This window comes from Sphingobium nicotianae, from assembly GCF_018603885.1.
Lineage (GTDB): Bacteria > Pseudomonadota > Alphaproteobacteria > Sphingomonadales > Sphingomonadaceae > Sphingobium > Sphingobium nicotianae.
Window position 1 is genome coordinate 31420 of sequence record NZ_JAHGAW010000016.1, and the last position, 24987, is coordinate 56406.

24 protein-coding genes and 1 tRNA gene are annotated in these 24987 nt (G+C 60.5%); 16 read left to right on the forward strand and 9 right to left on the reverse strand.

All coding sequences use genetic code 11. The annotated features are described in order from the left end of the window. Positions 1 to 26: 26 nt before the first annotated feature. The 5 genes from infA to KK488_RS20065 all read left to right on the forward strand — a co-directional run bounded on the left by infA (position 27) and on the right by KK488_RS20065 (position 2520). Entirely contained in the window at positions 27 to 278 is a 252-nt protein-coding gene (gene infA, locus KK488_RS20045) for a translation initiation factor IF-1 (RefSeq protein ID WP_181558542.1), read from the forward strand. A 37-nt stretch (positions 279 to 315) separates the two neighbouring features. Next, positions 316 to 891: a Maf family protein gene (locus KK488_RS20050; protein WP_214625497.1), complete on the forward strand. Its 576-nt coding sequence runs from the start codon at positions 316 to 318 to the stop codon at positions 889 to 891. Then, complete coding sequence (locus tag KK488_RS20055; RefSeq protein WP_214625498.1) at positions 884 to 1885, forward strand: ribonuclease; 1002 nt, start codon at positions 884 to 886, stop codon at positions 1883 to 1885. Before KK488_RS20050 ends, KK488_RS20055 begins: the two co-directional genes overlap by 8 nt. After that, the gene (locus KK488_RS20060; RefSeq protein ID WP_214625499.1) at positions 1875 to 2045 is read left to right on the forward strand and encodes a DNA gyrase inhibitor YacG; all 171 of its coding nucleotides are present in this window, start codon (positions 1875 to 1877) and stop codon (positions 2043 to 2045) included. The genes KK488_RS20055 and KK488_RS20060 overlap by 11 nt, the downstream gene beginning before the upstream one ends. A gap of 133 nt (positions 2046 to 2178) precedes the next feature. Beyond that, complete coding sequence (locus KK488_RS20065) at positions 2179 to 2520, forward strand: hypothetical protein (RefSeq protein WP_214625500.1); 342 nt, start codon at positions 2179 to 2181, stop codon at positions 2518 to 2520. A gap of 17 nt (positions 2521 to 2537) precedes the next feature. Here KK488_RS20065 and KK488_RS20070 read toward each other — a convergent pair whose 3' ends face one another. Then, the gene (locus KK488_RS20070) at positions 2538 to 4586 is read right to left on the reverse strand and encodes a M13 family metallopeptidase (protein ID WP_214625501.1); all 2049 of its coding nucleotides are present in this window, start codon (positions 4584 to 4586) and stop codon (positions 2538 to 2540) included. 223 nt (positions 4587 to 4809) lie between these two features. Here KK488_RS20070 and KK488_RS20075 point away from each other — a divergent pair. The 4 genes from KK488_RS20075 to KK488_RS20090 all read left to right on the forward strand — a co-directional run bounded on the left by KK488_RS20075 (position 4810) and on the right by KK488_RS20090 (position 8999). Further along, positions 4810 to 4885 (forward strand) — tRNA-Phe (locus KK488_RS20075). Between the two features lie 174 nt (positions 4886 to 5059). After that, on the forward strand, positions 5060 to 6280 hold the full coding sequence (locus KK488_RS20080) for a tyrosine-type recombinase/integrase (protein ID WP_214625502.1): 1221 nt from the start codon (positions 5060 to 5062) through the stop codon (positions 6278 to 6280). 437 nt (positions 6281 to 6717) lie between these two features. Then, positions 6718 to 7986: an aminotransferase class III-fold pyridoxal phosphate-dependent enzyme gene (locus KK488_RS20085; RefSeq protein WP_214625503.1), complete on the forward strand. Its 1269-nt coding sequence runs from the start codon at positions 6718 to 6720 to the stop codon at positions 7984 to 7986. Then, on the forward strand, positions 7983 to 8999 hold the full coding sequence (locus tag KK488_RS20090) for a phosphotransferase enzyme family protein (RefSeq protein ID WP_214625504.1): 1017 nt from the start codon (positions 7983 to 7985) through the stop codon (positions 8997 to 8999). The genes KK488_RS20085 and KK488_RS20090 overlap by 4 nt, the downstream gene beginning before the upstream one ends. Before the next feature lie 91 nt (positions 9000 to 9090). On the opposite strand, the gene KK488_RS20095 is transcribed toward KK488_RS20090, so the two are convergent. Then, entirely contained in the window at positions 9091 to 10644 is a 1554-nt protein-coding gene (locus KK488_RS20095; RefSeq protein WP_214625505.1) for an alpha/beta hydrolase domain-containing protein, read from the reverse strand. A 339-nt stretch (positions 10645 to 10983) separates the two neighbouring features. Here KK488_RS20095 and KK488_RS20100 point away from each other — a divergent pair, with 339 nt between their 5' ends. Beyond that, positions 10984 to 11763: a helix-turn-helix transcriptional regulator gene (locus KK488_RS20100; protein WP_214625506.1), complete on the forward strand. Its 780-nt coding sequence runs from the start codon at positions 10984 to 10986 to the stop codon at positions 11761 to 11763. Here the strand turns inward: KK488_RS20100 and maiA are convergent. Genes maiA through KK488_RS20130 form a run of 6 tightly spaced genes read right to left on the reverse strand, consistent with a single transcriptional unit; the run spans position 11726 to position 17734 of the window. After that, the gene (gene maiA, locus KK488_RS20105; protein WP_214625507.1) at positions 11726 to 12394 is read right to left on the reverse strand and encodes a maleylacetoacetate isomerase; all 669 of its coding nucleotides are present in this window, start codon (positions 12392 to 12394) and stop codon (positions 11726 to 11728) included. The genes KK488_RS20100 and maiA overlap by 38 nt on opposite strands. Continuing rightward, complete coding sequence (gene fahA / locus KK488_RS20110; RefSeq protein ID WP_214625508.1) at positions 12391 to 13695, reverse strand: fumarylacetoacetase; 1305 nt, start codon at positions 13693 to 13695, stop codon at positions 12391 to 12393. The genes maiA and fahA overlap by 4 nt, the downstream gene beginning before the upstream one ends. Then, the gene (hmgA, locus tag KK488_RS20115) at positions 13692 to 14963 is read right to left on the reverse strand and encodes a homogentisate 1,2-dioxygenase (protein ID WP_214625509.1); all 1272 of its coding nucleotides are present in this window, start codon (positions 14961 to 14963) and stop codon (positions 13692 to 13694) included. The genes fahA and hmgA overlap by 4 nt, the downstream gene beginning before the upstream one ends. Then, positions 14960 to 15181: a DUF2783 domain-containing protein gene (locus KK488_RS20120; RefSeq protein WP_214625510.1), complete on the reverse strand. Its 222-nt coding sequence runs from the start codon at positions 15179 to 15181 to the stop codon at positions 14960 to 14962. The genes hmgA and KK488_RS20120 overlap by 4 nt, the downstream gene beginning before the upstream one ends. Continuing rightward, positions 15178 to 16767, reverse strand: coding sequence for an FAD-dependent oxidoreductase (locus KK488_RS20125; protein WP_349356942.1), 1590 nt, complete (start codon positions 16765 to 16767; stop codon positions 15178 to 15180). The genes KK488_RS20120 and KK488_RS20125 overlap by 4 nt, the downstream gene beginning before the upstream one ends. 7 nt (positions 16768 to 16774) lie before the next feature. Next, positions 16775 to 17734: an MBL fold metallo-hydrolase gene (locus KK488_RS20130; protein WP_214625512.1), complete on the reverse strand. Its 960-nt coding sequence runs from the start codon at positions 17732 to 17734 to the stop codon at positions 16775 to 16777. Positions 17735 to 18011: 277 nt separating this feature from the next. Here KK488_RS20130 and KK488_RS20135 point away from each other — a divergent pair, with 277 nt between their 5' ends. From KK488_RS20135 to KK488_RS20155, 5 genes are all read left to right on the forward strand, one after another. Then, positions 18012 to 19445: an APC family permease gene (locus KK488_RS20135; RefSeq protein ID WP_214625513.1), complete on the forward strand. Its 1434-nt coding sequence runs from the start codon at positions 18012 to 18014 to the stop codon at positions 19443 to 19445. 84 nt (positions 19446 to 19529) lie between these two features. Then, entirely contained in the window at positions 19530 to 19913 is a 384-nt protein-coding gene (locus KK488_RS20140; RefSeq protein WP_214625514.1) for an STAS/SEC14 domain-containing protein, read from the forward strand. 170 nt (positions 19914 to 20083) lie between these two features. Next, positions 20084 to 21013, forward strand: a complete 930-nt coding sequence (locus tag KK488_RS20145) for a helix-turn-helix domain-containing protein (protein WP_214625515.1) — start codon at positions 20084 to 20086, stop codon at positions 21011 to 21013. Positions 21014 to 21271: 258 nt separating this feature from the next. Then, positions 21272 to 22210: an alpha/beta hydrolase gene (locus KK488_RS20150; RefSeq protein WP_214625516.1), complete on the forward strand. Its 939-nt coding sequence runs from the start codon at positions 21272 to 21274 to the stop codon at positions 22208 to 22210. Positions 22211 to 22425: 215 nt separating this feature from the next. Further along, positions 22426 to 22965, forward strand: a complete 540-nt coding sequence (locus tag KK488_RS20155) for a 2,4'-dihydroxyacetophenone dioxygenase family protein (RefSeq protein WP_250890820.1) — start codon at positions 22426 to 22428, stop codon at positions 22963 to 22965. Positions 22966 to 23114: 149 nt separating this feature from the next. Here the strand turns inward: KK488_RS20155 and KK488_RS20160 are convergent, their stop codons facing one another. Next, a complete protein-coding gene (locus tag KK488_RS20160; protein ID WP_214625517.1) occupies positions 23115 to 23609 on the reverse strand; it encodes an Lrp/AsnC family transcriptional regulator in 495 nt (164 codons plus the stop codon). Positions 23610 to 23741: 132 nt separating this feature from the next. Between KK488_RS20160 and ald the strand changes: the two genes are divergently transcribed. Continuing rightward, a complete protein-coding gene (gene ald / locus KK488_RS20165) occupies positions 23742 to 24848 on the forward strand; it encodes an alanine dehydrogenase (RefSeq protein ID WP_214625518.1) in 1107 nt (368 codons plus the stop codon). The last annotated feature ends 139 nt before the right edge of the window (positions 24849 to 24987 follow it).

Sequence of the window (24987 nt, forward strand, 5' to 3'; positions counted from 1 at the left end):
CGCCTTTCGCGACCAATTGGAAGAACATGGCTAAAGAAGAACTACTCGAAATGCGCGGGCAGGTGGTGGAACTGCTCCCCAATGCGATGTTCCGCGTCCGCCTCGAAAACGACCACGAAATTCTCGGGCATACCGCGGGCAAGATGCGCAAGAACCGCATCCGCGTGCTGGTCGGCGACGAAGTGCTCGTCGAGCTGACGCCCTACGACCTGACCAAGGGTCGCATCACCTATCGCTACATGCCCGGCCGCGGCGGCCCTGGCCCCGGCCAGCCCTGATCGTCTCGCGCCGTTTCTGGCCTGCCAGGGGCCGCTCATGACGCTTCGTCTCGTTCTCGCATCCACCTCGCCGCGCCGGCGCGATCTGCTGGCGCGGATCGGCGTCGTGCCGGACCGGATCGTGGGGCCGCATATCGATGAAAATCCCCGGAAGGGCGAGCTGCCCCGCGCCTATGCGCTGCGTCTCGCCTGCGAGAAGGCGGCAGCGGTGGCGCGCGGCGAGGGCGAGGTCGTGATCGCGGGCGACACCACGATCGCCTGCGGGCGCATGATCCTGCCGCCCGCCGAGACGCACGATGTGCAGCGCGACCTGCTGCGGCGCCTGTCGGGCCGACGGCATCATTGTCTCTCGGCGGTCTGTGTGATCGATGCGGCCGGCAAGGCCCGCACCCGGCTCGCCGACACGATCGTCACCTTCAAGCGGCTGAGCGAGGCGGAGATCGAGGCCTATATCGCCTGTGGCGAGGGGCTTGGGAAAGCCGGCGGCTATGCGATCCAGGGCCGGGCCGAGGCCTGGGTGCGCGCGCTGGCGGGCAGTCATTCCGGCGTGATCGGCTTGCCTTTGTTCGAGACGCGGGCGCTGCTCGTAACGGCGGGGATCATCCATGGCTGAGTGGCTCTACGAAGAAGGCATTGGCGAGGCGCGCGCGGCGCTGGTGCAGAATGGTCGCATCCTGGAAGCGCAGATCGAGCGCGACGACAAGCGAGCGCGGGCCGGATCCGTGGTCGGCGGGCGGCTCGTCCAGACATTGATCGTGCGCAAGCGCGGCATCGCGCGGCTGGACAGCGGTGAGCGGGTGCTGATCGAGCCGATCCCGCCCAAGGTGGCGGAAGGCGGAGCGGTGCGCGTCGAGATATTGCGCGAGGCGATCGGCGAGGCGGGGCTGGAGGAGACGCGCGACAAGCTCGCCAAGGGGCGGATCGCCCTGCCGGGCGTGCAGGCGGGGCAGGGGCCGAGCCTGCTCCAGCGCCTGCGCGAGAGCGATCTGCCGATCGTGCCTTGCCCGGCGCATGAGGCGGATCATCTGGAAGCGGCCGGCTGGAGCGAATTGCTCGCCGAGGCGATGACCGGCGAGGTCGGCGCCGAGGATGCCGCGCTGCGCATCTTCCCGACCCCGGCGATGACGCTCATCGATATCGACGGCAGCCTGCCGCCAGCGCAGCTCGGCCCCAAGGGCGCCAAACTGGCCGCGCAGGCGATAAGGCGGCTCGGCATCACCGGCTCGATCGGCATCGACCTGCCGACCATGAACAACAAGGACGAGCGGCTGGTCGCGGCTGCGCAGATCGACAAGTATCTGGCGCAGCCGTTCGAGCGGACGGCGGTCAATGGCTATGGCTTCGTGCAGATCATCCGCAAGCGCGAGCGGCCCTCGCTGATCGAGCTGTTGCGCGGCGATCCGGTGCGGGCGGCGTCCATGGCGGCGCTGCGCGCGGCGGAGCGGCATCATGGCGCCGGGGCTGTGACGCTCACCGTCGCGCCGGCGGTGGCGCGCGATCTCAAGGCGCATCCCGACTGGGCGAAGCTGCTGGAACGGCGGCGCGGCGGAACCGTCGAGATCATCGGCGACGATGCGCTCGCGATTGGAGGCCATCATGTCCATTAACGGCAAATGTCCGATCTGCCGCAAGCCGGTCGTGCAGGAATTCCGGCCATTCTGCTCGCGTGGCTGCCGCGACCGCGATCTGCTCGGCTGGGTCGAGGAGCGCTACCGTGTGCCTGTCGCGCCGGACGAGAACGAGCCGCCCGAGCCGGACGAAAGCTGAGACGGTTGCGCGCCGGGCCCTCCCCCCGGCCGGAACCATCCCCCCTGCCATGCGTAGAGTCGTACGGAAGATCGGCGCCGATCCTTTTCCGGGCGCCGAATCACGCACCCTGTAACCAGGAAGGGAGAGGGTCATGTCGACATTCAAGATATTGCTGGGAGCGGCGCTGGTGGCGTTCGTCGCCCAGCCCGCCATTGCCGATACCAAGCTCGGCCCGAAAGACCGCGCTCGTGTCGCGCGCAGCGCGGCCGGCGAGCGTGATGAAGTGCGCTATTGCCTGATCCAGCGCAAGAAGGGCGAGAAGAAGGGTACGATCATCGGCGCGGCCGGTGGTGCGGGCACGGCGGTCATTGCCGGCGGCAATCTCGGCGAGACGCTGCTGGCGGGCGGCGCCGGCGCACTGGCCGGCAACCTGATCGGCAAGGGCAGCGGCACCAACCGGCGCTGCGACGAGGTGCTTGCGCGCAACCCGTAAGAGGTGCGCGCCATCCCTTACCAGATGCGCACGCGCTCGTCGGCCTTCAGCGCATATTTCGTCTCCGGCTTGACGTCGAACGCGTCATACCAGGCATCGACATTGCGCAGCGGACCGATGATGCGGAACTGCGACGGCGTGTGCGGATCGGACGCCATCTGCGCCTTCGCCGCGTCCGGCCGCTGCTTGGCCCGCCAGAACTGCGCGTAAGCCAGGAAGAAGCGCTGGTCGCCGGTCAGACCGTCGATCACCGGCGCCGGCTTGCCCTTCAATGAGGCGTGATAGGCGTCATAGGCGATCAGCACGCCGGCCAGATCGGCGATATTCTCGCCCATGGTGAGCTTGCCGTTGACGTGCATGCCGGGCACCGGCTCGTAGCCGTCATACTGCTTGCCGAAGGCGTCGGCCTGCGCCTGGAAGCGCGCGGCGTCGGCCGCCGTCCACCAGTCGCGCACGGCGCCGTTCGCGTCGATCTTGCGTCCCTGATCGTCGAAGCCATGGCTGATCTCATGGCCGATGATCGCGCCGATCGCACCATAGTTGACCGCCGCATCGGCATCCGGATCGAAGGCCGGCGCCTGCAGGATGCCGGCGGGGAAGACGATCTTGTTTTCCAGGCCGCCATTATAGGCATTCACCGTCTGCGGATTGAGACCCCATTTCTCGCGGTCGACCGGCTTGTAAAGCTGCGAGAGCTGATATTGCCACTCGAAGGCGCTGCTGCGCTCGACATTGCCGTAAAGGTCATTGGCGTCGATCTTCAGCGCCGTGAAATCGCGGAACGTCCTGGGATGCCCGACCATCACCTCCATCCGGGCGAGTTTTTCCAGCGCGGCCATCTTCGTGTCCGGCGCCATCCAGTCGTTGCCCGCGATGCGCTTGGCCATCGCCACCTTGAGGTTGGCGACCAGCTCCTCCATCATCGCCTTGGAGCGATCCGGGAAGAAATCCGCCACATAGATCTGCCCCATCAGCTCGCCGAGGCTGTTGTCCAGCAAGGTATCGGCCCGCTTCCAGCGCGGCGCCAGCTCCTCCTGGCCATACATCGCCTTGTTGAACTGGAAGCGGCTGTCGACATAGCGCTTGGGGAGATAGGGCGAGGCCTGGGCGAGGACGCCGAATGCTTCCCATGCCTTGAGCGTCTCCAGCGGGGTCCTGGCATAGAGCGCGGCGATCGCCTGGATCGCGCTCTTCTCCGCCACGAGCAGTTTGCCCGGCTGGGCGACGCCCATGCCGCCGAGATAGGCCGCCCAGTCGAGGCCGGGCGCATAGGCCTGGAGGCTGGCGAGCGTCATCGGATTGTTGATCTTCTCGATCTCGCGGCGATCGGCCTGCACCCAGCTCAGCCTGGCGATCTCGGTCTCGAAGGCGAGAATCTCCGCTGCCGCCCTGGCCGGCGCGGGATAGCCGGCGAGGCCGAGCTGGCGAGTCATGTAAGCGAGATAAGCGTCGCGCTTGGGCTTGAAGTCGTCCTTCAGATAATAGTCGCGGTCGGGCAGGCCGAGGCCGCCTTGTCCCAGCCAGAGGATATTGGTGTTGGGATCGGCGGGATCGGGGCCCACCTCGCCATCGATGATCGCGCGGCCGAAGCCGCCGGCGGTCGCGCCCATGTGGCGTGCGAAGGCGGTCTTGTCCGGAATCGCCCGGATCTGAGCCAGCGTCCTGCGCAGCGCCGTGTCTCCGGCCTTCTCGACGGCCGGTTCGTCCATGAAGCTCTTGTAGAGCCCGCCGATCTGGGTCTGCGCGCCCTGGCTCGCGATCACATATTTCTTCTGCTCGAGCGTCAGGTCGTAAATGTCTGTGAAGCCGTCCATGCTGGTCTTGTCGACCGGGATGACGGTGCGGTTGCGCCAGCTGCCGTTTACGAAATCGTCGAAGTCATCGCCCGGCGAGACCCTGGTGTCGCGCGCGGAAAGGTCGACGCCCCAACTGCCGTAGCGCGGCATGACGGGCTTGGCGAGGGTGCCGCCGGCCACGGCATTGGCCGCGACCGTCCCGGCGGGCGCCGCCACGGGCAGGGACAGGGCAAGAGCGAAGGTGGAAGCGAGAAGAGGGATGCTGCGCATGAGAGGAGCTTTCTATCACGAACCTGTGACCGATACGGCGCGCGGCCATCCTTGCTGGCCAGCGCGGAGATGGCGCGAGATTATGCAGCGCTCCACTCTCTTGCAAAGCCTTTCCGCGCCATGCCGGACCGCGCGAGATTAAGCATCATTTGGGTGGACAGGCCGCCACGCTCATGCTTATAGCGCACCCTCTTCGCCCGGCACCCGCCGGCAGCGGACCCGTGCCCGGGTAGCTCAGTTGGTAGAGCATGCGACTGAAAATCGCAGTGTCGGCGGTTCGACTCCGTCCCCGGGCACCATTTGTTCTTTTTTACCACTCCGCAAGCATCCATATCCGTCCAGAAAACCAACGAAGAACGTGGGTTTTCGGGGCCTTGATGTCCCCCGGCGTCCCCGCAGGTGCACTGGCAGCCAGCGTCTCGTGATGGTATTTTGATGGTATCTCGTAAAATGCCATCACGGAGATACCATCAATGGCCCTCACAGCGACGGCGATCAATGCTGCTAAGCCCCATGAAAAACCATATAAATTGTCCGACGGCATGGGGCTCTATCTCCTGGTGATGCCCGGTGGCGGACGTCACTGGCGGATGAACTACCGATACGGCGGGCGACAAAAGACACTGTCGTTTGGAAACTATCCCGATGTTTCGCTGGCCAAGGCGCGGGAGAAGAGGACAGCGGCTCGCGAGTCCTTGGCTGAGGGGCTGGATCCTACCGAGGTGAAAAAGGCCAGGATCCGCGAGGCGAAGGCAAAGTCCGAGGATACCTTCAAAGCTATCGGCGAGGAGTGGCTTAATCGTCTCGAGTTGGAAGGGCGCGCGCAGAAGACGCTCGAGAAAAATCGCTGGATGCTTGAAATGTCTTATCCACTCATCGGCGATCGACCAATAACCGAGCTCACTGCACCGGAATTGCTGGAAGTACTGAGAACCGTCGAAGTGCGTGGAAAATATGAGACCGCCAATCGCCTGCGCAGCACGTTCGGAACTATCTTCCGTTACGCGATCTCTACCGGCCGCGCCCAAAGAGATATCGCTTACGATCTGCGCGGGGCACTGATCAGTCCCAAGACGAGCCATAGAGCGGCTATTCTCGATCCCAAGAAGCTCGGCGGGTTGCTGCGCGCAGTCGAGGCACATGAAGGTAGTCCTGCCGTCCGGATAGCTCTCCAAATGCTTCCTCACGTGTTTGTCAGGCCGGGCGAACTAAGGATGGCCGAATGGAGCGAGTTTGAGACCGAGGACGCTGTGTGGACCATCCCAGCCGCAAAAACGAAAATGCGGCGTCCGCACAAAGTGCCCCTTTCAGCGCAGATGTTGGTCTTGCTTGCTGAGTTGCGCCTGATGACGGGCGCAGGACAATATCTCTTTCCTAGCATTCGGGCCGCGACACGGCCGATAACCGACAACACATTGAACGCGGCATTGCGACGTCTAGGGTACGACAAATCTGAGGTGACCGCTCATGGGTTTCGGGCGACGGCCAGCACGCTCCTCAACGAAATGGGCAAGTGGCACCCCGATGCCATCGAACGTCAACTGGCGCATGTGGAGAACAACGACGTTCGCCGCGCCTATGCGCGCGGCAGTTACTGGGATGAGCGAGTTAGGATGATGCAGCAATGGTCCAACTATCTCGATGGACTGAGGTCGGGGGGCAAAATTTTGAAGGGCAATTTCAAACGAAGATGATCGGGTAAGTTGGATCTCAAAGTGCGAGCCCATTCCCAGTGACTAAAGTCTAGCTGCGCCAATCCTGTCTTGGCCTATCTTTCTGCTGGACCATGTAACCGCAGCACGAGAGAACCAAATTGTTCCATCCACGCAATGGCGAAGCTTGGACAGTAATTCCCACCGACATGTCGAAAGTGCGCAGCTCATCGATATCCATCCGTCGTTCCCCTGTCTGCAATACAGTGTGTCAGGGGGCTACAGCAGAGGCCTTGGCCTTCGGGAAGCCCCGATGTCCCGGTGAAGGCGCGAGCCGTCGCGCGACTGGCCCGATCGATGACTGAAATAATCAAGTTGGTGACAGGATATGATAAGCCCGAATTCCACTGAACGAAATATTTTGGGTGAGGATTTCGGATTCTGGCGCGTTGCCCGCCAAAAGTCGTGGGATATTGAGCGTGAGCCAGTTTGAAGATCAGCAGTTGCTACACCGCCGTCAAAAGGTGCTGGGATCATCGACACCGCTCTTCTACGACCGCCCCCTACAGTTGCTTCGGGGAGAAGGTGCCTGGGTTTTCGACGCGGATGGCCGGCGTTATCTCGACGCCTATAACAACGTGCCGCATGTCGGCCACTGCCATCCCCATGTGGTGGATGCTATGTGTAGGCAGGCGCGAGAAATCAATATCAACACGCGCTACCTCCATCCCTTGATCGTGGAACTCGGTGAGCGGTTGACGGCCACCTTCGACGACCCGCTGGACGTGGTCGCGTTCACCTGCACTGGCACGGAGGCGAACGAACTCGCTATCCGCATCGCCCGAACCCATACGGGCAACCAGGGATTGATCGTCAGCGACTGGAATTATCACGGTCACTCGATCACCCTGGCAGGCGCTACGACAGCATTGCCGGCGCCCGAGGCGATGGCGCGCCATGCAAGGACGTTCGCCGTTCCGGACATGTCTCGCGGTGTCAGCGCTCAGGCCTCGCTTGCTCAACTGGAGCAGGCGATCGCTTCTCTCAAGGAGAGCGGCCATGGCGTCGCCGCCATGCTGGTTGATACTATCTTCTCGAGCGAGGGGTTGCCCGATGTACCGGCGGGCTGGCTCAACTCCGCCATGGAGATGGTTCACAAGGCAGGCGGTCTGTTGATTGCTGATGAGGTACAGCCCGGCTTCGGGCGAACTGGCGAGGGAATGTGGGGATATCGCGTGCACGGGTTGATCCCCGACATCGTCACGATGGGTAAGCCGATGGGCAATGGTCACCCGATTGCGGCCACGGTGACGACCCGCGCACTGCTTGAGAGCTTTGGACAGCAATCTCTTTATTTCAATACATTCGGCGGAAACCCGGTCTCTGCAGCGGTGGGTCTCGCAGTTCTTGACGTAATCGAGCAGGAGGGGCTCATCGCTCACGCGCGCGTGGCCGGCGCATATGCAATCCGTCGCCTCAACGCCATCATAGGTCGGCATCCGGTCATAAAGCAGATGCGAGGCCGCGGCCTGTTTTTCGGATTGGAGATGGTCGATCCTGTCACGGGCGAACCGGCGAGTGCGGAGGCGCGTCGGGTGGTAAATCGTATGCGCGACGAAGGTGTGCTGCTCAGCCGCATTGGTCATGATGATAATATTCTCAAGATACGGCCTCCGATGGCGTTCGGTTGCGAGCATGCTGACTTCCTCATTGAGCGACTCGATAAAGTGCTTGGAGAAGCCCGGTGACCACCGACGCGGAGTTCGATGCGCTCACCACTGAAGAGCAGGAGCGGCGCCTTACGGCTTTCGCCGAATTCGTTCTCGATCAGTGGGACGATGGCTGGCGAACCATACGCCTGATCAAGTACCGGGAGAATGCGGTGTTCGCGGTTGCCAATGCAACCGGCGAGCAGGCGGTGCTGCGAATCCATCGTCCAGGCTATCACTCGGACGTAGAACTGCGTTCAGAACTGGCCTGGATTGAAGCTCTGAGCGAGGATGGCATCGCTTTGCCTCGGCCTCTGCGTTCGCGGACCGGATTGGTCCTGGTTACGGCCCAAGTGAAGGAAGTGCCTCACGCGCGCCAAGTGGATATGTTCGAATGGGTCGAAGGCCGTCCGTTGGCCCATCTTACAGAGACAGCGGCGTTGATTGAAGCCTATCGTCAGTTAGGCGCGCTTGCGGGATCAATGCATCGTCATTCCGCGCGATGGCATCGTCCCGAAGATTTCCGCCGTCACGCTTGGGACATCGAAGGCCTGATCGGCGTCAAGCCGTTGTGGGGCGATTTCCGGGAGTTGAGCGTTCTGTCGACCGATGACCGCCTGCTGCTGGAGCAGGCGGCGAGCCGCGCGGCTTTGGAGCTCGAAGTACTGCCGGCCGAGGAATACACATTGATCCATGCCGACCTTGTACCGGACAATGTCCTGCTGGGCGTCGACGGGGTAAAAGTCATCGACTTTGACGACTCCGGCTTCGGCTGGAGAATGTTCGAGCTCGCGACTGCCCTGTTCCCCTATTTGGACGCGCCTCACTATCCCGCAATTGAGAAAGCGCTATTCGACGGCTACCGTTCGTCTTTCGCCCTGTCCCAGCAGGAACGGGCCCGGCTTCCCCTCTTCCTCTTTCTACGCAGCCTGACCTATCTCAGCTGGGTGCACACTCGGTCAGGCACACAAACAGCGCGCGAGATGACGGCGACATTCGTTCGGCGCGCACGCACTCTGGCTCGCGTTTATCTGGAGAGAGCTGCGGCATAGGCATTCGGAAGCGCTGTGCGGCTGCCAACGTTGTCGCTAAAATGCTCTTTCTAAACACCGCCAGGCTCTTCTTTGTCGCCATTTAGTCAGGTCATCGGAACTGGCGCTTGGCGTCCTCGATCGCCTTGGCCTTCAGGCGAAGCGTGTCTTCCGGGAGCAGCCACCGGTCCTTCACGAGGCCATGGAGCTTCTGATCATAGCGCTTCAAATATCCGGCGGCCGAGCCGTATCGGCTGACGAGGGTATCGTGGGTGAACTCGTTCCGTAGGAAAAACACAGCGGGATATGGCCGGTCCGCGCGGCAGGCCGGCTGATCATTGCCCTGGTAGCGTCCATAGCGAGCAAGGGGGACTTCAAACTCAGCCGCGCGAATGCCGCCAACGACGTTGCCGGAGGCATCGCGGGCCAGTTGACCGTCTTGCCACGAAAGTGGCCTCGAACGTGGCGGAGGCGTGCCATCGAGAACCCAACGCCGGAGATTGTCCACAGAAGCTTTGACGTATGAGCCCATGGGAAGGTCAGTCTGCGGCAGCGAGCAGGCAAACACCGGGTCATTCGGCAGCATGCTTTTCGGATAGCCTTGCTTTGCTAGTTGGGTCAGTTGAGGAAGTTCGGTGTAGTTCTTTGTCGCATCGACGAGACTGGCAACGTGGATGACGCCGCCCATCTCATAAGTCCGATGCCCGCCGATTTTCTCGTCGCTGTCAGGCGTCTCGGGCTGATGCTTCAAATTGAGTTCGACCTCGCTCTCCGTGAGGAACTCGATCACCCTCGCATCGGTCTTCTTGAACGCCCGACGCTGATCGCCGACTGGCACATAGGGCTCGTCGTTGTAGAGCGGGAGAATGCCCGGCTCGTTCCACTGTGAGGAAACCCCGAAGAGGTAGCCGTCGAACGCCGGCTTGCCGTTCGGTAGTCTGGCGCGATCATGGAAACCCTCGTTGATGAAAGTTCTCTGGATGCTCCCAGTATAAGACCAGCCACTGACAAGCATCGCCCGTACATCGAGTTCGCGCAGCGGGTTGTCCTGATCATTGCTGCGGAGCTTGACGCCGAGGCTGCCCATGACGTCGAAGCGGATGCCTTCCTCCTCCGGCCAGCTAAGGGATGCATAGCGCACCGGCTCGAACCACTTGGTGACCTCGTGCTGTCCAACCGGAAGTTTGGACTCGGGGTGCTTCGGGCTGCCTGACCAACCCTTGCTCGCATCGCCAAGTCCGACGGCGATGTAGATATCGCCTCTGGACATGATGTAGTCACTGAGCGCCGCCCACGTGAACGTGACACCGCCCGTGGGGTGGATGGGCTCAAAATGCACTACGCCGCTGAACTTCCCGGCTGCAGCAGGACGACGGACGACGATGCGGGTCGTATAGGGCAAGTCCGTCTTGTAGGGCTCCTGACCTGACGCTGTATGGCGATAGGCCGTGGCGGTGCCGCTGATGAAATACTCCTCCTCGATATAGCCATAAGGAGTGAGTGAGGCGGCAAAGGCGGCGTTCGGAACGTTCGTCGACCCGTAGATTTCGTTATCGGGCCCAACGGGAATCGGCCCCTTGACCGACTTGATCTCTGCGCTGGCTTGGCCTGCGAGGCACAAGAGTCCGGCAATGGCCAACAGCGACGAGGCCGAAAACGTCTTCATTAAGGTAACTCCCTCCCGAAAGCCGGTCGCCGCAGCTGCGGGTCCCATCGCCTCTGTGCTTATCTTCCTGTAGCCGGGTCTCGGCACAGAGGCAGAGGTAGTTGACCTCAATCTTGCACAGCGAATGCCTAAGTATATTGACAGAAAAATGCAGAAAATTGACTTATGCTGTCAGATCGCTTGCGATGGGAGGTGGAATTTATTCTGTAATTTACCTCCGTAAGCACCCGGCATTCAGAATCTCTTTCCATCGCAATTTGATTCACTGGCTTGAAAGGGCACCTCCAATGCGCGATGATCCTTTCTTAAAGAGATAAGACTGCTGCGGAGGGGGCGCAAATGTCCTGGACATCGATAGCTACGCGCACGCACGTGGATGTGAGGCAACTCGTTGCCCTGGTGGATCATGTCGACGATGACCTGTTCGATGCCACCTTGCTCGACATGCTCGACGAGATCGCACCCGTCGCCGAGGTAAACGGTTTCGCCTTCACGGAACGCGACAGGAATCCCAGGCCCGTGGGATGGCATGGCGCGCGCGCAGGCACTGCGCTCAGGGTCGACCGTTATACCAGGGGCTTCCATCGGTTCGATCCGACGCTTCATTCCTTGCCGAGCGCGCGCAAGGGACGCGAAACATTGGTCGATCTCCTCACCGCCGACAGCGTCAGCAACGACGCCTATCGTAAGACTTGTTTCGAGGATCCGTCGTTCAGCCAGAAGATATCGATCGCTCACGGCGATGGCACCGACTGGACGATCATGAATGTCTATTTCGGGGAGCCATGCACCAGTGCAGGCACGATCCAGCAGGTCGTAGATCTTGGCCTCCTCGTTGCGCCCTTTCTGCGACGCCGCGCAAAATCGCTTGAGTTGAGGCGCCGCGACCATGGTCTGGAGCGCCCGGATGACCGCTTGGCCCGGCGCCTCCAGCGACGGTTTCCATCCCTCACCGAGCGGGAACGGAAGGTCTGCGCATTGACCATGATCGGCAAGTCCTCTGGGGAAATCGCACTTGCCTTGGGGATCAAGCCCGGGACCGTGCTGACATACCGCCGAAGGGCCTATGAAAGGCTCGGAATTAGCTCCGCGGCTTCCTTGGTCGCCGAAATTCTTTAGGAGAATCGGGCTGACGCTCAGGAGCCGCTCGCGAGAAGCCTTCAAGCAGGTTCGCCCTGTCTGCGATTTCGACAAGCTTGGGATAGGCGTCCAGCGGAACGCTGAAGCGGTTCGCTGCATAGATCTGGGGGATCAGGCAGCAGTCGGCCAGCGATGGATCGTCGCCGAACGAGTAGAGCCCGCTATGCCGGCGCACCAGTATCTCCAAGGCGTCGAAGCCCTCCTGGATCCAACGTCCAATCCAGTTCTGAACCTGATCCTCTCTCGCATTCAGCTCTTCTCGGAGCGCCGTCAGTACCCGTAAATTGTTGAGAGGGTGAATGTCGCAGGCGACAATCTGGGCCATCGATCTCACGACAGCACGATCGTCCGGATCGCGGGGGAGCAGTGGTCTTTTGGGCCATCGCTCGTCCAGCCATTCCATGATCGCCAGACTCTGGCTTATGACGGCGCCATCTTCCTCCAGCGTAGGCACGAGGCCCTGAGGAGAGAGGGCTAGATAGGCATCGGTCTTTTGCTCACCAGTCCGCAGGTCGTGGGTCGCATGGCGATAGTCGATGTTCTTGAGCCCAAGGGCGATGCGCACCCGATAGGACGCCGTCGAGCGCCAATATCCATGCAGGGTAATCATAGGGCCGGAGCGGCCTGCACGATCGCCCGGCAGTCTCCAAATCCAATCCGGGCAAATCCCTCGACCTGGGCAGAGGCTCGCAGGATCACCTCGTCTCCATCTTCCAGGAAGGACCGCTGCTCTCCAGTCGGAAGCCCGACCGGCTCAGCGCCGCCGCGACTGATTTCGAGCATGCTGCCATAGGTCTCGCGCGTCGGTCCCGAGATGGTCCCCGTCCCAAGCAAATCTCCCGGATTTAGATTGCAGCCGTTGGACGCATGGTGGGTGATGATTTGTGCCACGGTCCAATACATGTTGGATGCGTCGGTCTGGCTCAACTTGACCGGTTCAGCCCTCTCCTTGCGCATGCGAGAGGAGCTCAGCAGGACCTCGAGCTGAACCCCGAGGGCGCCTTGCTTCTGATCGCTCTCGCTCCAGAGATAGGGCAAGGGTCGTGGATCGCCGTCAGGCCGGCAGGGTTGCGCGCGCCAGAACGGCGCCAAGGCTTCGGGCGTCACCACCCAAGGCGAAACAGTCGACTGGAAATTCTTCGACAGGAACGGCCCCAAGGGCTGGTATTCCCACGCCTGAATGTCTCGCGCCGACCAGTCGTTGAGCAGGCAGAAGCCTCCGATGTGCCGCTGGGCGCCCTCGATCGGAACCGGATTTCCAAGCCCATTGCTCTCGGCGATCCAGATGCCAAGCTCGAGTTCGAAATCCAGACGCTGCGATGGCCCGAAATCGGGGGGCTCCGCATTCGGCGGTTTGCGTTGTCCGTTCGGCCGGATGACCGGCAGACCTGAAGGCCTGATCGAAGACGCGCGGCCGTGATAGCCGATTGGCACATATTTATAGTTCGGCAGCAGGGGCGCGTTCGGCCGGAAGAGCCGGCCGACGTTCGTGGCATGATGGATACCGACGTAGAAATCGGTGTAATCGCCAATTTGCGCGGGGAGCCCCAGCAAACAGTCTGTGACTGGAAACAGGTGAGGTTCCAGTACCGAACGGCAGGCAGCGTCGCTGAGCAGAACGGAAAGCCGGCGGCGAAGGTCGCGTCTAGCCTCTGCCGGCAAGGCGAACACAGGGTTGAGGGTTTCCGCCCTCAATGCTGCCGCCAGAATGGTGTCGAGCAACTCCAGCTCCGCCACCGCGGTCAGATCCAGGATATAGTCCCCAATGCCAACACCAAGGCGGGGGCCTGCGCCATCCCTGTGGAAGACCGCATAGGGCAAGTTCTGGATGGGAAAATCGGGATGCCCGACGGCGGAGGCGACCCAGCTTGCGAGATGCGGATCGTGTGTTTCATCAACTTGGTAATTCATGACGGGAGAACAGCCTTTCGGAAATCGGCCCAACAGTCATCATAGTGGGGTTGAAGGGTCGGCGAGGTCATCGCCCAACCCGTCGACCGAATGACGGAACGGCTTTCAAACATGAACGCCATCGTGTCCTTGATCTTGTGCGGCTCGAGCTTCGCAGCGATGGCCTTCTCATAGCTGGCACGATCCGGGCCATGGCTGTTCATCTGGTTGTGCAGCGAAGCGCCGCCTGGCGCGAAGCCGCCCTCCTTCGCGTCGTACTGCCCGCAGATGAGCCCCATGAACTCGCTCATGATGTTGCGATGAAACCAGGGAGGCCGAAACGTGTCTTCTGCCACCATCCAACGTGGCGGAAAAATGACGAAATCGACGTTCGCCGTCCCGGGCGTGTCGGTTGGCGAGGTCAGGACCGTGAATATCGACGGATCCGGATGGTCGTAGCTGACCGTGTTGATCGTGTTGAATCGGGTAAGATCGTAGCGGTAGGGCCCGAGGTTGCCGTGCCAGGCGACGACATCGAAAGGCGAATGACCCAGGGTGGTCGTCCAGAGGCTTCCTTGAAACTTCTGGATCAGCTCGGTGCGCTCGTCGCGATCCTCGAACCAGGCCACAGGCGTTTCGAAGTCGCGCGGATTGGCAAGACCATTCGAGCCGATCGGTCCCAGTTCCGGCAGCCGGAACATTGCGCCATAATTCTCGCAGACATAGCCGCGCGAAGGACCATCGACTTCGACGCGAAAACGCACGCCCCTCGGGATCACAGCGATATACAGCGGAGGGACGTCCAGCACGCCCAGCTCCGTCACAATTCTGAGCCTGCCCTCTTGCGGTACGATCAGCAGCTCGCCGTCCGAGTTCATGAAAACCCGGCTCATCGATTTGTTGCAGGCGTAGATATGAGCAACCATGCCGACGCCTTCGGCAACGTTGCCGTTGCCCGCGTAGGTCCTGAGTCCTTCGAGGAAATCGACCTCGCCGACGGGCAACGGGACCGGATCCCAACGCAGTCGATTTGGCGAGGTAGGTCCCTGATCAAAGGGTGAGGAACTCAGACCACTCAAGCCGGTATATTCGACAAACTTCGGATGGCTCGCAGTCGGTCGCAGGCGATAAAGCCAGCTGCGCTTATTTTCCGATCGGGGCGCCGTGAACGCGGTCCCCGACAGCTGCTCGGCATAGAGGCCGAATGGAACTTGTTGCGGAGAATTGCAGCCGACAGGCAGCGCTCCAGGAACAGCCTCTGTCGAAAACTGGTTGGAGAACCCGGTCATGTACATGGCGATGAACTTTCCAATCCGCGGATCGATGTCGCATGGTCGATCGCCTCACGAATGACCTGCGGATCGCCGATGGCGTTTGCGAGAAGGAGTATCAGTCGAGCGTTCAGCCGCATGCTTTCAGCATCGCTCAAACCGACATGCGCATCGACCAGCCACTGGTAGACGTCGTCTACCGCCGGGAGATTTGGTGTGACGATCAGCTTGCTCATGGCTGCCGCCCCTGGGCGCGTTGCAGCGCCTGCGTAATCGCTTCCAGTGTCGGCTTGCGGAACCGCGCAGCGACATATTGATCGGGCCGGATCAAATAGGCTGATCCCGGCGAAAAATCGTATCGATCCCGGATCAAATCGACATTGCTGTTGCCGAAGGCGATGTCGACGACGTCTACATCCTCTGGCTCGGGACCCTGCCAACCATCGGCCAGCAGCACGAACCAGTTGCCTAGCATTTCGAGCAGCCAACGGCCGCCCAGGGGCGCGTCGAGAGCAGGGCTACCCGGCTTTATCCCTCCAGCCCAGAGGTCGACATCCGCCGTGTTGAGAGGACTGTTCGGATAGCTGACTGCCGTAGAAAGCCGCCCCGAATTCACAAAGGGCCGCGCGAAGGGATGATCCCTTGAAAGCTCTAAAACCGCATCACGAAAGGCTTTGCTGGCCTCAGACTTGGGCGTCATGAAATCGGTCGAGCGCGTGGAGTTCTGAATGTTCTCGTCTGCGGTCGCTATCGCTTCATAGTCATACGTCTGCAGGAGGCTTTCGGGTGCCTCTCCACGGAGGACGAGGTTGAGCTTCCAGCCAAGATTGTCGACGTCGGCAATCCCACCGTTGCAGCCACGCGCCCCAAACGGGGAAACGAGATGCGCGCTGTCACCAGCAAACATGACGCGGCCATGGAGGAAATGCTCCATCCGACGGCACTGGAAGGTATAGATGCTATACCATTCCTGAGAAAACGGAACACCCGGGCCCAGCAAAGCGCGAACGCGCGGCTCGACATTTTCTGGAGCCACTTCCGCTTCCCGATCGATGTTCCAGCCAAGCTGGAAATCCAGGCGCCAGACATTATCGGGCTGCTTGTGCATGAGCGCCGACTGACCGGGATTAAAGGGAGGGTCGAACCAGAACTTTCGCTCCGGTGGATGATCTCCTTCCATCTTGATGTCGGCAATGAGGAAGTTGTCCTCGAAGACGCGACCATCGAATTCAAGGCCCAGCATTGCCCGTACCGGCGAACGGCTGCCATCGCAGGCGATCAGCCAGTCCGCCCTTATCTCGTAGGTCCCTTCCGACGTCTCGACCTTCAGATCCACGCCAGTGGCGTCCGGTTCGACGGCGACGACATTGTGGCCGAAGCGCAGATCGACGAAACTGAGTTTCGACGCCGCCTCAAAGAGCAATTCTTCGACATAATATTGCTGGATGTTGATGAAGCCGGGGCGCTTCTGATCCTTCACGGGCAAGATATCGAAGTGGTAGACTGGGTCTTCGCTGGCGCCCCAAAAAACCTTGCCGACGTTCCAACTAACGCCCTTGTTGACGATCGGGTCACCGACACCAAGACGGTCGAAAATATCAAGCGTCCGCTTGGAAAAGCAGATCGCCTTCGAGCCGGCAGAGATGAAATCGAACCTGTTGAGCAAGAGCACCCGATGGCCAAGGCTACCGAGCTCAATGGCCATGGCAAGGCCGACAGGACCGCCCCCAACGATCGCTACGGTCGCTTTCTCACCGGCGACCCCGGGATGGGGCGCTTCGCCGATTTCCCGCCAAACGGGAATGTCTGTCTGGGTCGCCACGTTGGCCTCAGTCCTGCAATTGCGCCCAAACCTCGCGATCGCGCTCCATTGTCCAGATGCGCGGCCAGTCGATACCGTCGAACTCATCCCATAGGCGTTGGACGTCGAACGGCAGGCAGTGCTCGAAGATCGGCCAGCGGCCGAACTGGGGCTCGAGGGCTGCGTGGGTTACCTCGAATGCTTCGCGCAATGAGCCGCCGCGCCTATGCACGTCGCCGACCTTGTCGATCATCGTCTTCAGAAATTCGCGGGTTTGCTCGATTGCTGCATCCGTGGCGGCAATGCCCTTGGCAACCGGTCCCCGCCCGCCGATGAGGTTGGTCGAGCGGAACGACTTGACCTTGTCGAGTGTGCCCGCCGCCCAATCGAAGTGGGAAGCATCGCCGGTATAGAGAGCAGCTTCCGCTTCAACGAGGTCTCCGGCGAAAAGCGTGCCGGACTTCTCGTGCCATGCGACGATGTCGCCGGCGGTGTGTCCGCGTCCGCAGAACTGCAGATCAATGCGCCCGCGATCTCCGCCAAGCTCGATTTGATAATGGTTGTCGAAGGTGATGGTCGGCCGCGTCAGCCCAGGAATGCCTTCGGGTTCCTTGAAGAGGCGCGGCATGCGGCCATACTCGCTGTCCCAGTCCTCCTTGCCACGCTCCTCGATCAACTTCTGCGTGGTGGTGCTGGTCACAATGTCCTGCGCGTCGAATGCGCTGGCACCCAGCACGCGAACGGCGTGATAATGCGTGAGGACGAGATAGCGGACGGGCTTGTCGGTATGCTCGCGGAGCTTGGTGAGCCAGTCGCGCGCCGCTGCCGGCGTCGCGCGGGCCTCGAAGCAGACGAGAAAATCCTCACCCTCAATAGCACCCACATTGGGGTCTCCCTCGGCCGTCAGCGCGTAAACCCCGTCTGCCAGGATCTCGAGCGTCTCGGTCTTGGGTGCCGTATCAGCGGACGAGGCAAAGGGTTTGGCCATGAGAGACTCCATGAATTTCGGACGTGCAGCGATTTCGCAGCGTCCAAGACTCTAGGTTGCCGGCAGTGGCTGTCTGTCCCTAGGTCTAGGGACCGACAGCGCCAACAAGCCGTTCTAAGTCTTCGTTCTCATGCTGCTCTGGCACTGGCCTATGCTCGGTTTCGGGCGCCCACTCCGCCTCGAAGCTTGGCGGTCGATCGAGCCGGTCCTAGAAGTGGCTGATTGCTGAAAACGGGTAAGCGCCTGCTTTCATGATCGGAACGGGGGCCAAAGCAGCATGAATGATCCAAAGACTGCGTCACTGAAGAAGAATGCGGTGGGAACGGCTCACATCATATTCTTCGTCGTCGCAGCCGCCGCCCCTCTGACCGCTGTCGTCGGTGCCTCGCCAGCGGCCTTTGCTTTCGGAAACGGCGCAGGGTTGCCGGGCGCATTTCTGATAGCCGGCGCAGTCTACGCGGTCTTTGGCGCAGCCTTCACCGCCATGTCCCGCCATTGCGGGTCTGCCGGAGGCTTTTACGGCTATATCGCTCGGGGCCTTGGCCGACCTGCGAGCGTAGCCGGAGCGTTCATCGCCATCGCTGCCTATTCGGCGATCCAGGTCGCCATCTATGCCCTCTTCGGCCTGTTCGCGGCCGAGCGTCTGGCTTCGTTCGGATTGCACCTTCCATGGTGGTCGGTCGGGATGCCTGCAGTGATCGTTGCCCATCTTTGCGGAAGGAGAGGCATTGAGTTCAGCGGCGCTGTGCTCGGTATCCTCATGGTGCTCGAGGTGGTGATCATGCTGATCCTCGACTTCGCTATCTTGCTCAATGGAGCGAAGAGCGGTGTCAGTGTCGAAGGGTTCAAGCCATCGGTGCTGTTTGGCCCGGGGCTAGGCGTATCTCTCGTCTTCGTTGTGGCTTCTTATGTCGGTTTCGAGGCCACGACGATCTTCAGTGAAGAGGCGAAAAATCCCGACCGGACCATTCCTAAAGCCACCTATCTCGCGGTCGGGCTGATCACGCTCCTCTACGCCTTTTCCACTTGGACGATCAGTCTGGACTACGGGACATCGCAGATTGCAGGTGCGGCCAGGGCGGATCCCTCAAATCTCTATTTTAACGTTGCGCAACGCCTGCTTGGGGACGCGCCGCGCATCGTGATGGAAACGCTGCTTCTAACGAGCCTGTTTGCCTCGTTCCTGGCGTTCCACAACACGATCACACGCTATCTCTTCGCATTGGCACGCGACCGGTTGCTGCCTCCGTGGCTTGGTCATGTCGATCCAAAGTTCAGCGCACCTTCAGTAGCCGGGAAAATTCAATCGGCCAGCGCGCTCCTGTTCCTCGCTCTGTTCGCGCTTCTCGGTGTAGATCCTTACGCGGTGGTCTTCTCGTGGCTCAGCGCGTTTGCAACGATCGGCATACTCGTAGTCCAGTTCATGGTCGCCGTTTCCGCATGGCTGTTCTTCCGTAAGGATAGCCGCGGTGTGGGCTTCTTCCGCCGCGCAGCGGCGCCGATCATCAGCGCGGTTGGCCTTGCAACCTGGCTCATCCTAGTGTGCCTCAACCTGCAGCTTCTCAGCGGCTCGGATTCGAAGCTTATCCAATCCTTCCCGGCCGTCATCTTCGGTATTGGGATCGCAGGTGTTGTTTCGGCCCTATGCATGCGCAAAAGGCGGCCGCAAGAATATGCAAGGCTTGGCGAAGCCCTCGGCGCGATTGGCTGATGGAGCAATTTCTGGCGCAGCGATATTGAATTTACGATGTCTATCAAGGCAACCGATGATCGATAGAACGGTTCACACAAAGCGATGGCAAAGTTCAAGGTCACTTACGACGCGATGAACAAGCTCCTCGAGCTGAAGCTCGAAGGCTATTGGTCTATGGACGATTTCCGTGATTATGAGGCGGAAATGACCGCCAAGCACGTTCAGATTATCAAGCAGACGAGATATTATCGTGTGCTCTCCGATGCTCGCGATTTTGCCGTCCAGTCGAAAGAAGTTGGCCAGGCGTTCGAAAGCTTGTTCGACCCTCGCAGGGGCGAGGATTTCGGGCGCTTCGCCATTCTGGTGTCCTCGGCGCTCAATGCCATCCAAGCCAAGCATGTCTCGCCCCACGCGAATGTCGCGGTCTTTACCAACGAGAAGGAGGCTCGAACCTGGCTTCTCGAAAAGGGGAGTTTGCCGGGCTAGGTTTGTGGCGGCCTTGGTCGGGCCGCGGTCCAAGCCATGCGACAGCATGACCAAAGCATGACTGCAATTTCTTGTCGCTTCCCGTGGCAGGATCCGGCATTTTGGTTGCAATCCTTCAACCCTACGACATCGTCGCGGATGATCGGGGGGCGGGAATTTGGAGAGCACGAATGTCGATCGTCCAGCATTTCTCTACGCCATTCAAGTCGGGGCGCACGAACATCCAAGTCTGGAACGACATAGCGACGAGCTCTTCTCCTGGGCTTTCGATCGACATGGCGTCAACCGACTTTCGCGGCGAACTTTACAGCTGGCATCTTCCCAGCGTGACAATGCTTTGGGCGAGTGCGGCAGAGTCGGTCGTCCACCGACATGAGCGGAAATCGTTCGAAGAGCGAATCTTGCTCCATATTCAAGGGCGGGGTTACTGCCGCCAATCTCATCGTCAGCATGTCATCGACTTAAAGCCTGGCGATCTGTCGCTGTGCTCGTCTCATGACTTGGCGGTGTTGGAAACCAACGCGCATGACATGATCGTGGTAGACCTTCCACGCGCATTGCTTGAGTCAAAAATGGAAAATCTCGGCGCGCTATGCGGCGCCCGCATGCCGGGCTCGTCCCGCTCGGTCGTCGCGTTCAGGCAATTCATGGTCGCTTCCTGGAAAGAGGCCATGACGATGCGTATCGACCCCGGCGCTCAATGGTGCGCACATTTCGAAAATGCTCTGGCCGAACTGGTCGCTCTGGCATTCTCTTCTATAACCCATGAGGCACAGGCAGTCGAGCTCGGATCGGTCCTGATGCAAACAGTGGATGCCCAACTTCACGACCCCGATCTGGGCGTGGATACGCTCGCTTTCCAACTCGGCCTCTCACGCCGGACGATCCAGATGGGCTTCGCCAAGATGAACACAACCGCGACCGCATTCATCCGGGCGCGTCGCCTTTCCCGATCAGCAGATCTGCTTGCCCAGACAAGCGAGGCAACTGTCACGGCGATTGCGTTCGAGTGCGGCTTCAATGATGCCGCCTACTTCACCCGCTGCTTCACGCGCCATTACGGCGTGCCCCCGACGGCCTGGCGCCAAGCCGCGCGCTGATCTGCACATCTGTCCTGGGACGCGACGCGTCCATCCAAGCTTCTTGCCACTCGGCCGGTATGCTCCTGCCGCAGCTCGAGAAGGGCGAAGTCAGGAGCAGAAATGGCAACTAACACGTCGGCGCCAACATCAAGTAGGGCCGGGACCATCGTTGCGGCCTCACCTCGCGGATGCCTCATCGTCGCTCGGGATCAACCGACCCGCACGGCATTCCGATACGCTAGCGGCCATTTTCATGGGACGCGACAGGCCTAGCCTATGGCCGCTCCTTTCATCCGCCCCGATGCCGCCGCTTTCCTTGCATCCTCGAACGACAGCGCCATACCGCCGCTCGAAACACTGTCCGTCCATGATGCCCGTGTCTTGATGCGCGCTATGGGCATTGATGCTGATCTGCCAGCCGTCCGACTCCCGGTTTGCCGCTCATTCAAAGTCAAGAGACCGGTGGGCGACATAGCGCTTCGTCTCTACGATCGGCGTCGATCGAGAGGTGCCGGCCCGCTGATATTGTTCTTTCATGGCGGCGGCTTTGTGATTGGCGACCTTGAATCACATAACAGCTTCTGCACGTGGCTTGCGGATCGGTTCGATTTGCCTGTTTTAGCTGTCGATTACCGGCTCAGTCCTGAGCATCCCTTTCCCGCCGCACCCGAGGATGCCGAAGCGATTGCGCGTTGGGCCGCAACGGGACCTCGCCAACTCGGCGAGGGCGTCACCGCTCTCGTGACGTGCGGCGACGACGTTGGCGGCAAACTTGCCATCTTGGTTGCACAGCGATTGGCAGAGATACCGGCATCTGTCCCGGTCACTGCGCAATTGGCCATCTATCCTCGCATCGGTGCGGCTATTGAATGGCCTTTGGTCCGAACGGTTGGAGAGTGCTTCCTTGTCACCAGAAAGGCTGTTGCGTGGTTCAACGACTGCTATGGCGCGTCGGGAGACAATCGACGACACAATTGTCTCAAGGGATCGGTTCCCGTCAAAACGCCCCTGCTTGTGATGACCGCAGGCCTCGATCCGCTGCGCGGTCAGGGCGTAGCCTATGCGGCCTATGCCCGCGAACAAGGGGCCCAAGTCGTGCATCTTGAAGCGCATGGCATGGCTCACGGCTTCGTTAATCTTAGGAAACTGCTTCCTTCTTCCCAAGGCGATCTCGAGAATCTTGTGACGGCGGCTAAGAAAATGCTGGGACTTTAGATGCGCTCCTTGATGGAGGTTACCGGGAAGCGAATTTCCGGGGGTGAGCCTGGGCTGCTGACAAGCGCGCAGAGCCAAAGCGCTTGGTCGACGGCGCTTGAGGAACGCCGCTCGCTGCGCGCTTGTCCTGGGACAGCGCGCGTTCCTCCAAGCTGGTCCGATCGTCTCTCGCTAAAGCTGTGCCACAGCTAACGAGACCCACTTTAGGAGAAGAAATGGCAACGAACAGCATGGTGCCTCCGTCAACCAAGGCGGAGATTGTCGACGTTGGCTTCGCGCACAAAGCACTGGTCGAACGTCTCAGTCCGGGCGGCCGATATATCGACGTGCAGAGCGATATCGATAGTCCCTGGGTTCCCTTTGGTCCCACTGCGATGATCAAGCACTTGGCGTTCGACGTTCGGTCCAACACCTTCTCGAATGTGCTTTGGGTCAAAGAGCCCGGTGTCATCGGGACACATCTCCATCGTGGTACCATCGTGATGGTCTGCCTCCATGGAAGCGTGAAGTATCTTGAATATGATTGGGTCGCCTCGCCGGGCGGCCTCATTCTCGAAACGCCAGGAGAGAGTCACACGCTGATGACGGACCACCCCGAAGGGGTAAAGCTATTCGGATGGATGCAGGGACCAATCGAATTCCATGATGAATGGGGCAAGTTCGTTTTCACTGCCGATGTCTGGTGGTTCATCCATCACTATGAAAGCCATTGCCGGGACAACAATATCCCCATCAACCAGAAGCTTTACCTATAGGGTGCGCGAAACTCCGGTTCAGCGGGCGACGACAAGTTGTCGCCCGCATCGCGCCTGTGCCATCTCTCGGCCCTTAGTCCCCGGCGTCAGCATAGAGTGAAGCAGCGCGCGCGGGATTAATAGGGGGGCTTCGCGCCGCCGTAAGCTTGCTAGGCAGAGGGATGTAAAGACGCGGCCTCAAAAATCGCATCAACCGAATGGCGGCTTGAAACGAGGCGCAAGGCGAAACTGGAAGCGATCCGCACCACGCCCGGTAGACGCGACAGCGCCGTGCGGTGCACATGTTCATAGTCTTCTAGGTCCCGGGCGATGACCTTGAGACGATAATCCTGCTCTCCCGATACCAGCATGCACTCAACGATTTGCGGGTGCTCCGTTACCGCAGCCTCAAAGGCGGACATATCGTCTTCACTTTGCGATCTGAGCTGAATGTCGACAAGTGCGGTGACTTTGAAACCCAATGCCCGAAGATCCAGGACTGCCTCATATCCCGTCACGATTCCGTGCTGCTCGAGCATCTGTATCCTGCGGCTGCAAGCAGGCTGCGACAGATTGACCAACTGAGCGATCTGGAGAACCGGCGTCCGCGCGTTTGCGCAAAGGGCCTTGACGATCTTTCCATCAGCGCGATCAAGAACATTCATATTCATGCCATGCAATCAGTAATATCGTTAAATTAATAAGTCATTTGACCGCATTTGTCGATAGATTGCAAGGATTAGCGCCCGACTTTCCAATACGTTCCCGCCACCAGCTAATGTGGAAGGAACAGCGCGATGCGCATCGGCGTACCCAAGGAAATCAAGGTTCATGAATACCGAGTTGGACTGACGCCCGGCAGTGTTCGGGAATTCGTCCAACGGGGACATTCCGTCCTGGTCGAGACCGAGGCGGGCGCGGGGATCGGGGCGACAGATCAAGACTATATTTCAGCCGGAGCGATAATCGTGACGGCGGAAGACGCGTTTTCGGCCGACCTGATCGTGAAGGTCAAGGAGCCCCAGCCCGAAGAGTGGACCCGTCTCTGCGAGGAACAGATCCTCTTCACTTACCTTCATCTCGCGTCGGATCGTAAGCAGACCGAAGGACTGCTGGCCAGTGGTGTGACCGCCATCGCCTACGAGACGATCACAGATGTGAGAGGCGGCTTGCCGCTGCTTTCCCCCATGAGTGAGGTGGCCGGCCGCCTTTCAATTCAGGCCGCAGCCGTCTCGCTCGAAAAACACAGCGGTGGCCAAGGCTTGCTGCTCGGGGGCGTTCCCGGCGTGCCCTCTGGCCGTGTCGTTGTGCTCGGAGGCGGCGTCGTTGGAACGCACGCCGCGAAGATCGCTGTGGGCCTGGGGGCGGAGGTCACCGTCCTCGACAGGTCGCTCGCCCGTTTGCGGGAATTGGACGATCTCTTCGGGGGAAGGGTCCGCACGTGTTACTCGACCGCCGACGCGCTCGAAGCAGAAGCGGCGCAGGCCGACGCTCTTATCGGTGCGGTACTGGTGCCTGGTGCAAGTGCCCCCAAGCTCATCACGCGTGAACTGCTGCGGAGAATGAAGCTGGGATCGGTGTTGGTGGATGTTGCGATCGACCAAGGCGGCTGTGCGGAAACATCGCGCGCGACGACGCATGCCAACCCCACCTACGTCGAAGAGGGCGTCGTTCATTATTGCGTTGCGAATATGCCTGGCGCGGTGCCCAAGACCTCAACTGCAGCGCTCAACAATGCCACGCTGCCTGTCGGGCTTTCGCTGGCCGAAAAAGGTCTCGGAGCGCTTGCTGATCCCCATGTGGCGGCTGGCTTAAACGTCCATCGCGGCACCCTCACCAGTCAGCCGGTGGGCGAAAGCCTTGGCATTGGCTGGACTGCATTCGACGCTGGGTCTGTCAAATGAATGAATGGCTGCCGGGAAGCGTCAGCGGCCCGGCAGCCAATGTGGTTCTGAATGAAACTATCAAAGATCTGACGGGGTAGATCAACGGGATTGTCGTCAGCTGCGGCATTCTCCCGCTCCAGCAGCTTTGCACGAGCAG

What these genes read in the sequence shown, in the direction of transcription:
- infA (WP_181558542.1), top strand. Translation starts at nt 27, where the DNA reads ATGGCTAAAGAAGAACTACTCGAAATGCGCGGGCAGGTGGTGGAACTG.
- KK488_RS20050 (WP_214625497.1), top strand. Translation starts at nt 316, where the DNA reads ATGACGCTTCGTCTCGTTCTCGCATCCACCTCGCCGCGCCGGCGCGAT.
- KK488_RS20055 (WP_214625498.1), top strand. Translation starts at nt 884, where the DNA reads ATGGCTGAGTGGCTCTACGAAGAAGGCATTGGCGAGGCGCGCGCGGCG.
- KK488_RS20060 (WP_214625499.1), top strand. Translation starts at nt 1,875, where the DNA reads ATGTCCATTAACGGCAAATGTCCGATCTGCCGCAAGCCGGTCGTGCAG.
- KK488_RS20065 (WP_214625500.1), top strand. Translation starts at nt 2,179, where the DNA reads ATGTCGACATTCAAGATATTGCTGGGAGCGGCGCTGGTGGCGTTCGTC.
- KK488_RS20070 (WP_214625501.1), bottom strand. Translation starts at nt 4,586, where the DNA reads ATGCGCAGCATCCCTCTTCTCGCTTCCACCTTCGCTCTTGCCCTGTCC.
- KK488_RS20080 (WP_214625502.1), top strand. Translation starts at nt 5,060, where the DNA reads ATGGCCCTCACAGCGACGGCGATCAATGCTGCTAAGCCCCATGAAAAA.
- KK488_RS20095 (WP_214625505.1), bottom strand. Translation starts at nt 10,644, where the DNA reads ATGAAGACGTTTTCGGCCTCGTCGCTGTTGGCCATTGCCGGACTCTTG.
- KK488_RS20100 (WP_214625506.1), top strand. Translation starts at nt 10,984, where the DNA reads ATGTCCTGGACATCGATAGCTACGCGCACGCACGTGGATGTGAGGCAA.
- maiA (WP_214625507.1), bottom strand. Translation starts at nt 12,394, where the DNA reads ATGATTACCCTGCATGGATATTGGCGCTCGACGGCGTCCTATCGGGTG.
- fahA (WP_214625508.1), bottom strand. Translation starts at nt 13,695, where the DNA reads ATGAATTACCAAGTTGATGAAACACACGATCCGCATCTCGCAAGCTGG.
- hmgA (WP_214625509.1), bottom strand. Translation starts at nt 14,963, where the DNA reads ATGACCGGGTTCTCCAACCAGTTTTCGACAGAGGCTGTTCCTGGAGCG.
- KK488_RS20120 (WP_214625510.1), bottom strand. Translation starts at nt 15,181, where the DNA reads ATGAGCAAGCTGATCGTCACACCAAATCTCCCGGCGGTAGACGACGTC.
- KK488_RS20130 (WP_214625512.1), bottom strand. Translation starts at nt 17,734, where the DNA reads ATGGCCAAACCCTTTGCCTCGTCCGCTGATACGGCACCCAAGACCGAG.
- KK488_RS20135 (WP_214625513.1), top strand. Translation starts at nt 18,012, where the DNA reads ATGAATGATCCAAAGACTGCGTCACTGAAGAAGAATGCGGTGGGAACG.
- KK488_RS20140 (WP_214625514.1), top strand. Translation starts at nt 19,530, where the DNA reads ATGGCAAAGTTCAAGGTCACTTACGACGCGATGAACAAGCTCCTCGAG.
- KK488_RS20145 (WP_214625515.1), top strand. Translation starts at nt 20,084, where the DNA reads ATGTCGATCGTCCAGCATTTCTCTACGCCATTCAAGTCGGGGCGCACG.
- KK488_RS20150 (WP_214625516.1), top strand. Translation starts at nt 21,272, where the DNA reads ATGGCCGCTCCTTTCATCCGCCCCGATGCCGCCGCTTTCCTTGCATCC.
- KK488_RS20155 (WP_250890820.1), top strand. Translation starts at nt 22,426, where the DNA reads ATGGCAACGAACAGCATGGTGCCTCCGTCAACCAAGGCGGAGATTGTC.
- KK488_RS20160 (WP_214625517.1), bottom strand. Translation starts at nt 23,609, where the DNA reads ATGAATGTTCTTGATCGCGCTGATGGAAAGATCGTCAAGGCCCTTTGC.
- ald (WP_214625518.1), top strand. Translation starts at nt 23,742, where the DNA reads ATGCGCATCGGCGTACCCAAGGAAATCAAGGTTCATGAATACCGAGTT.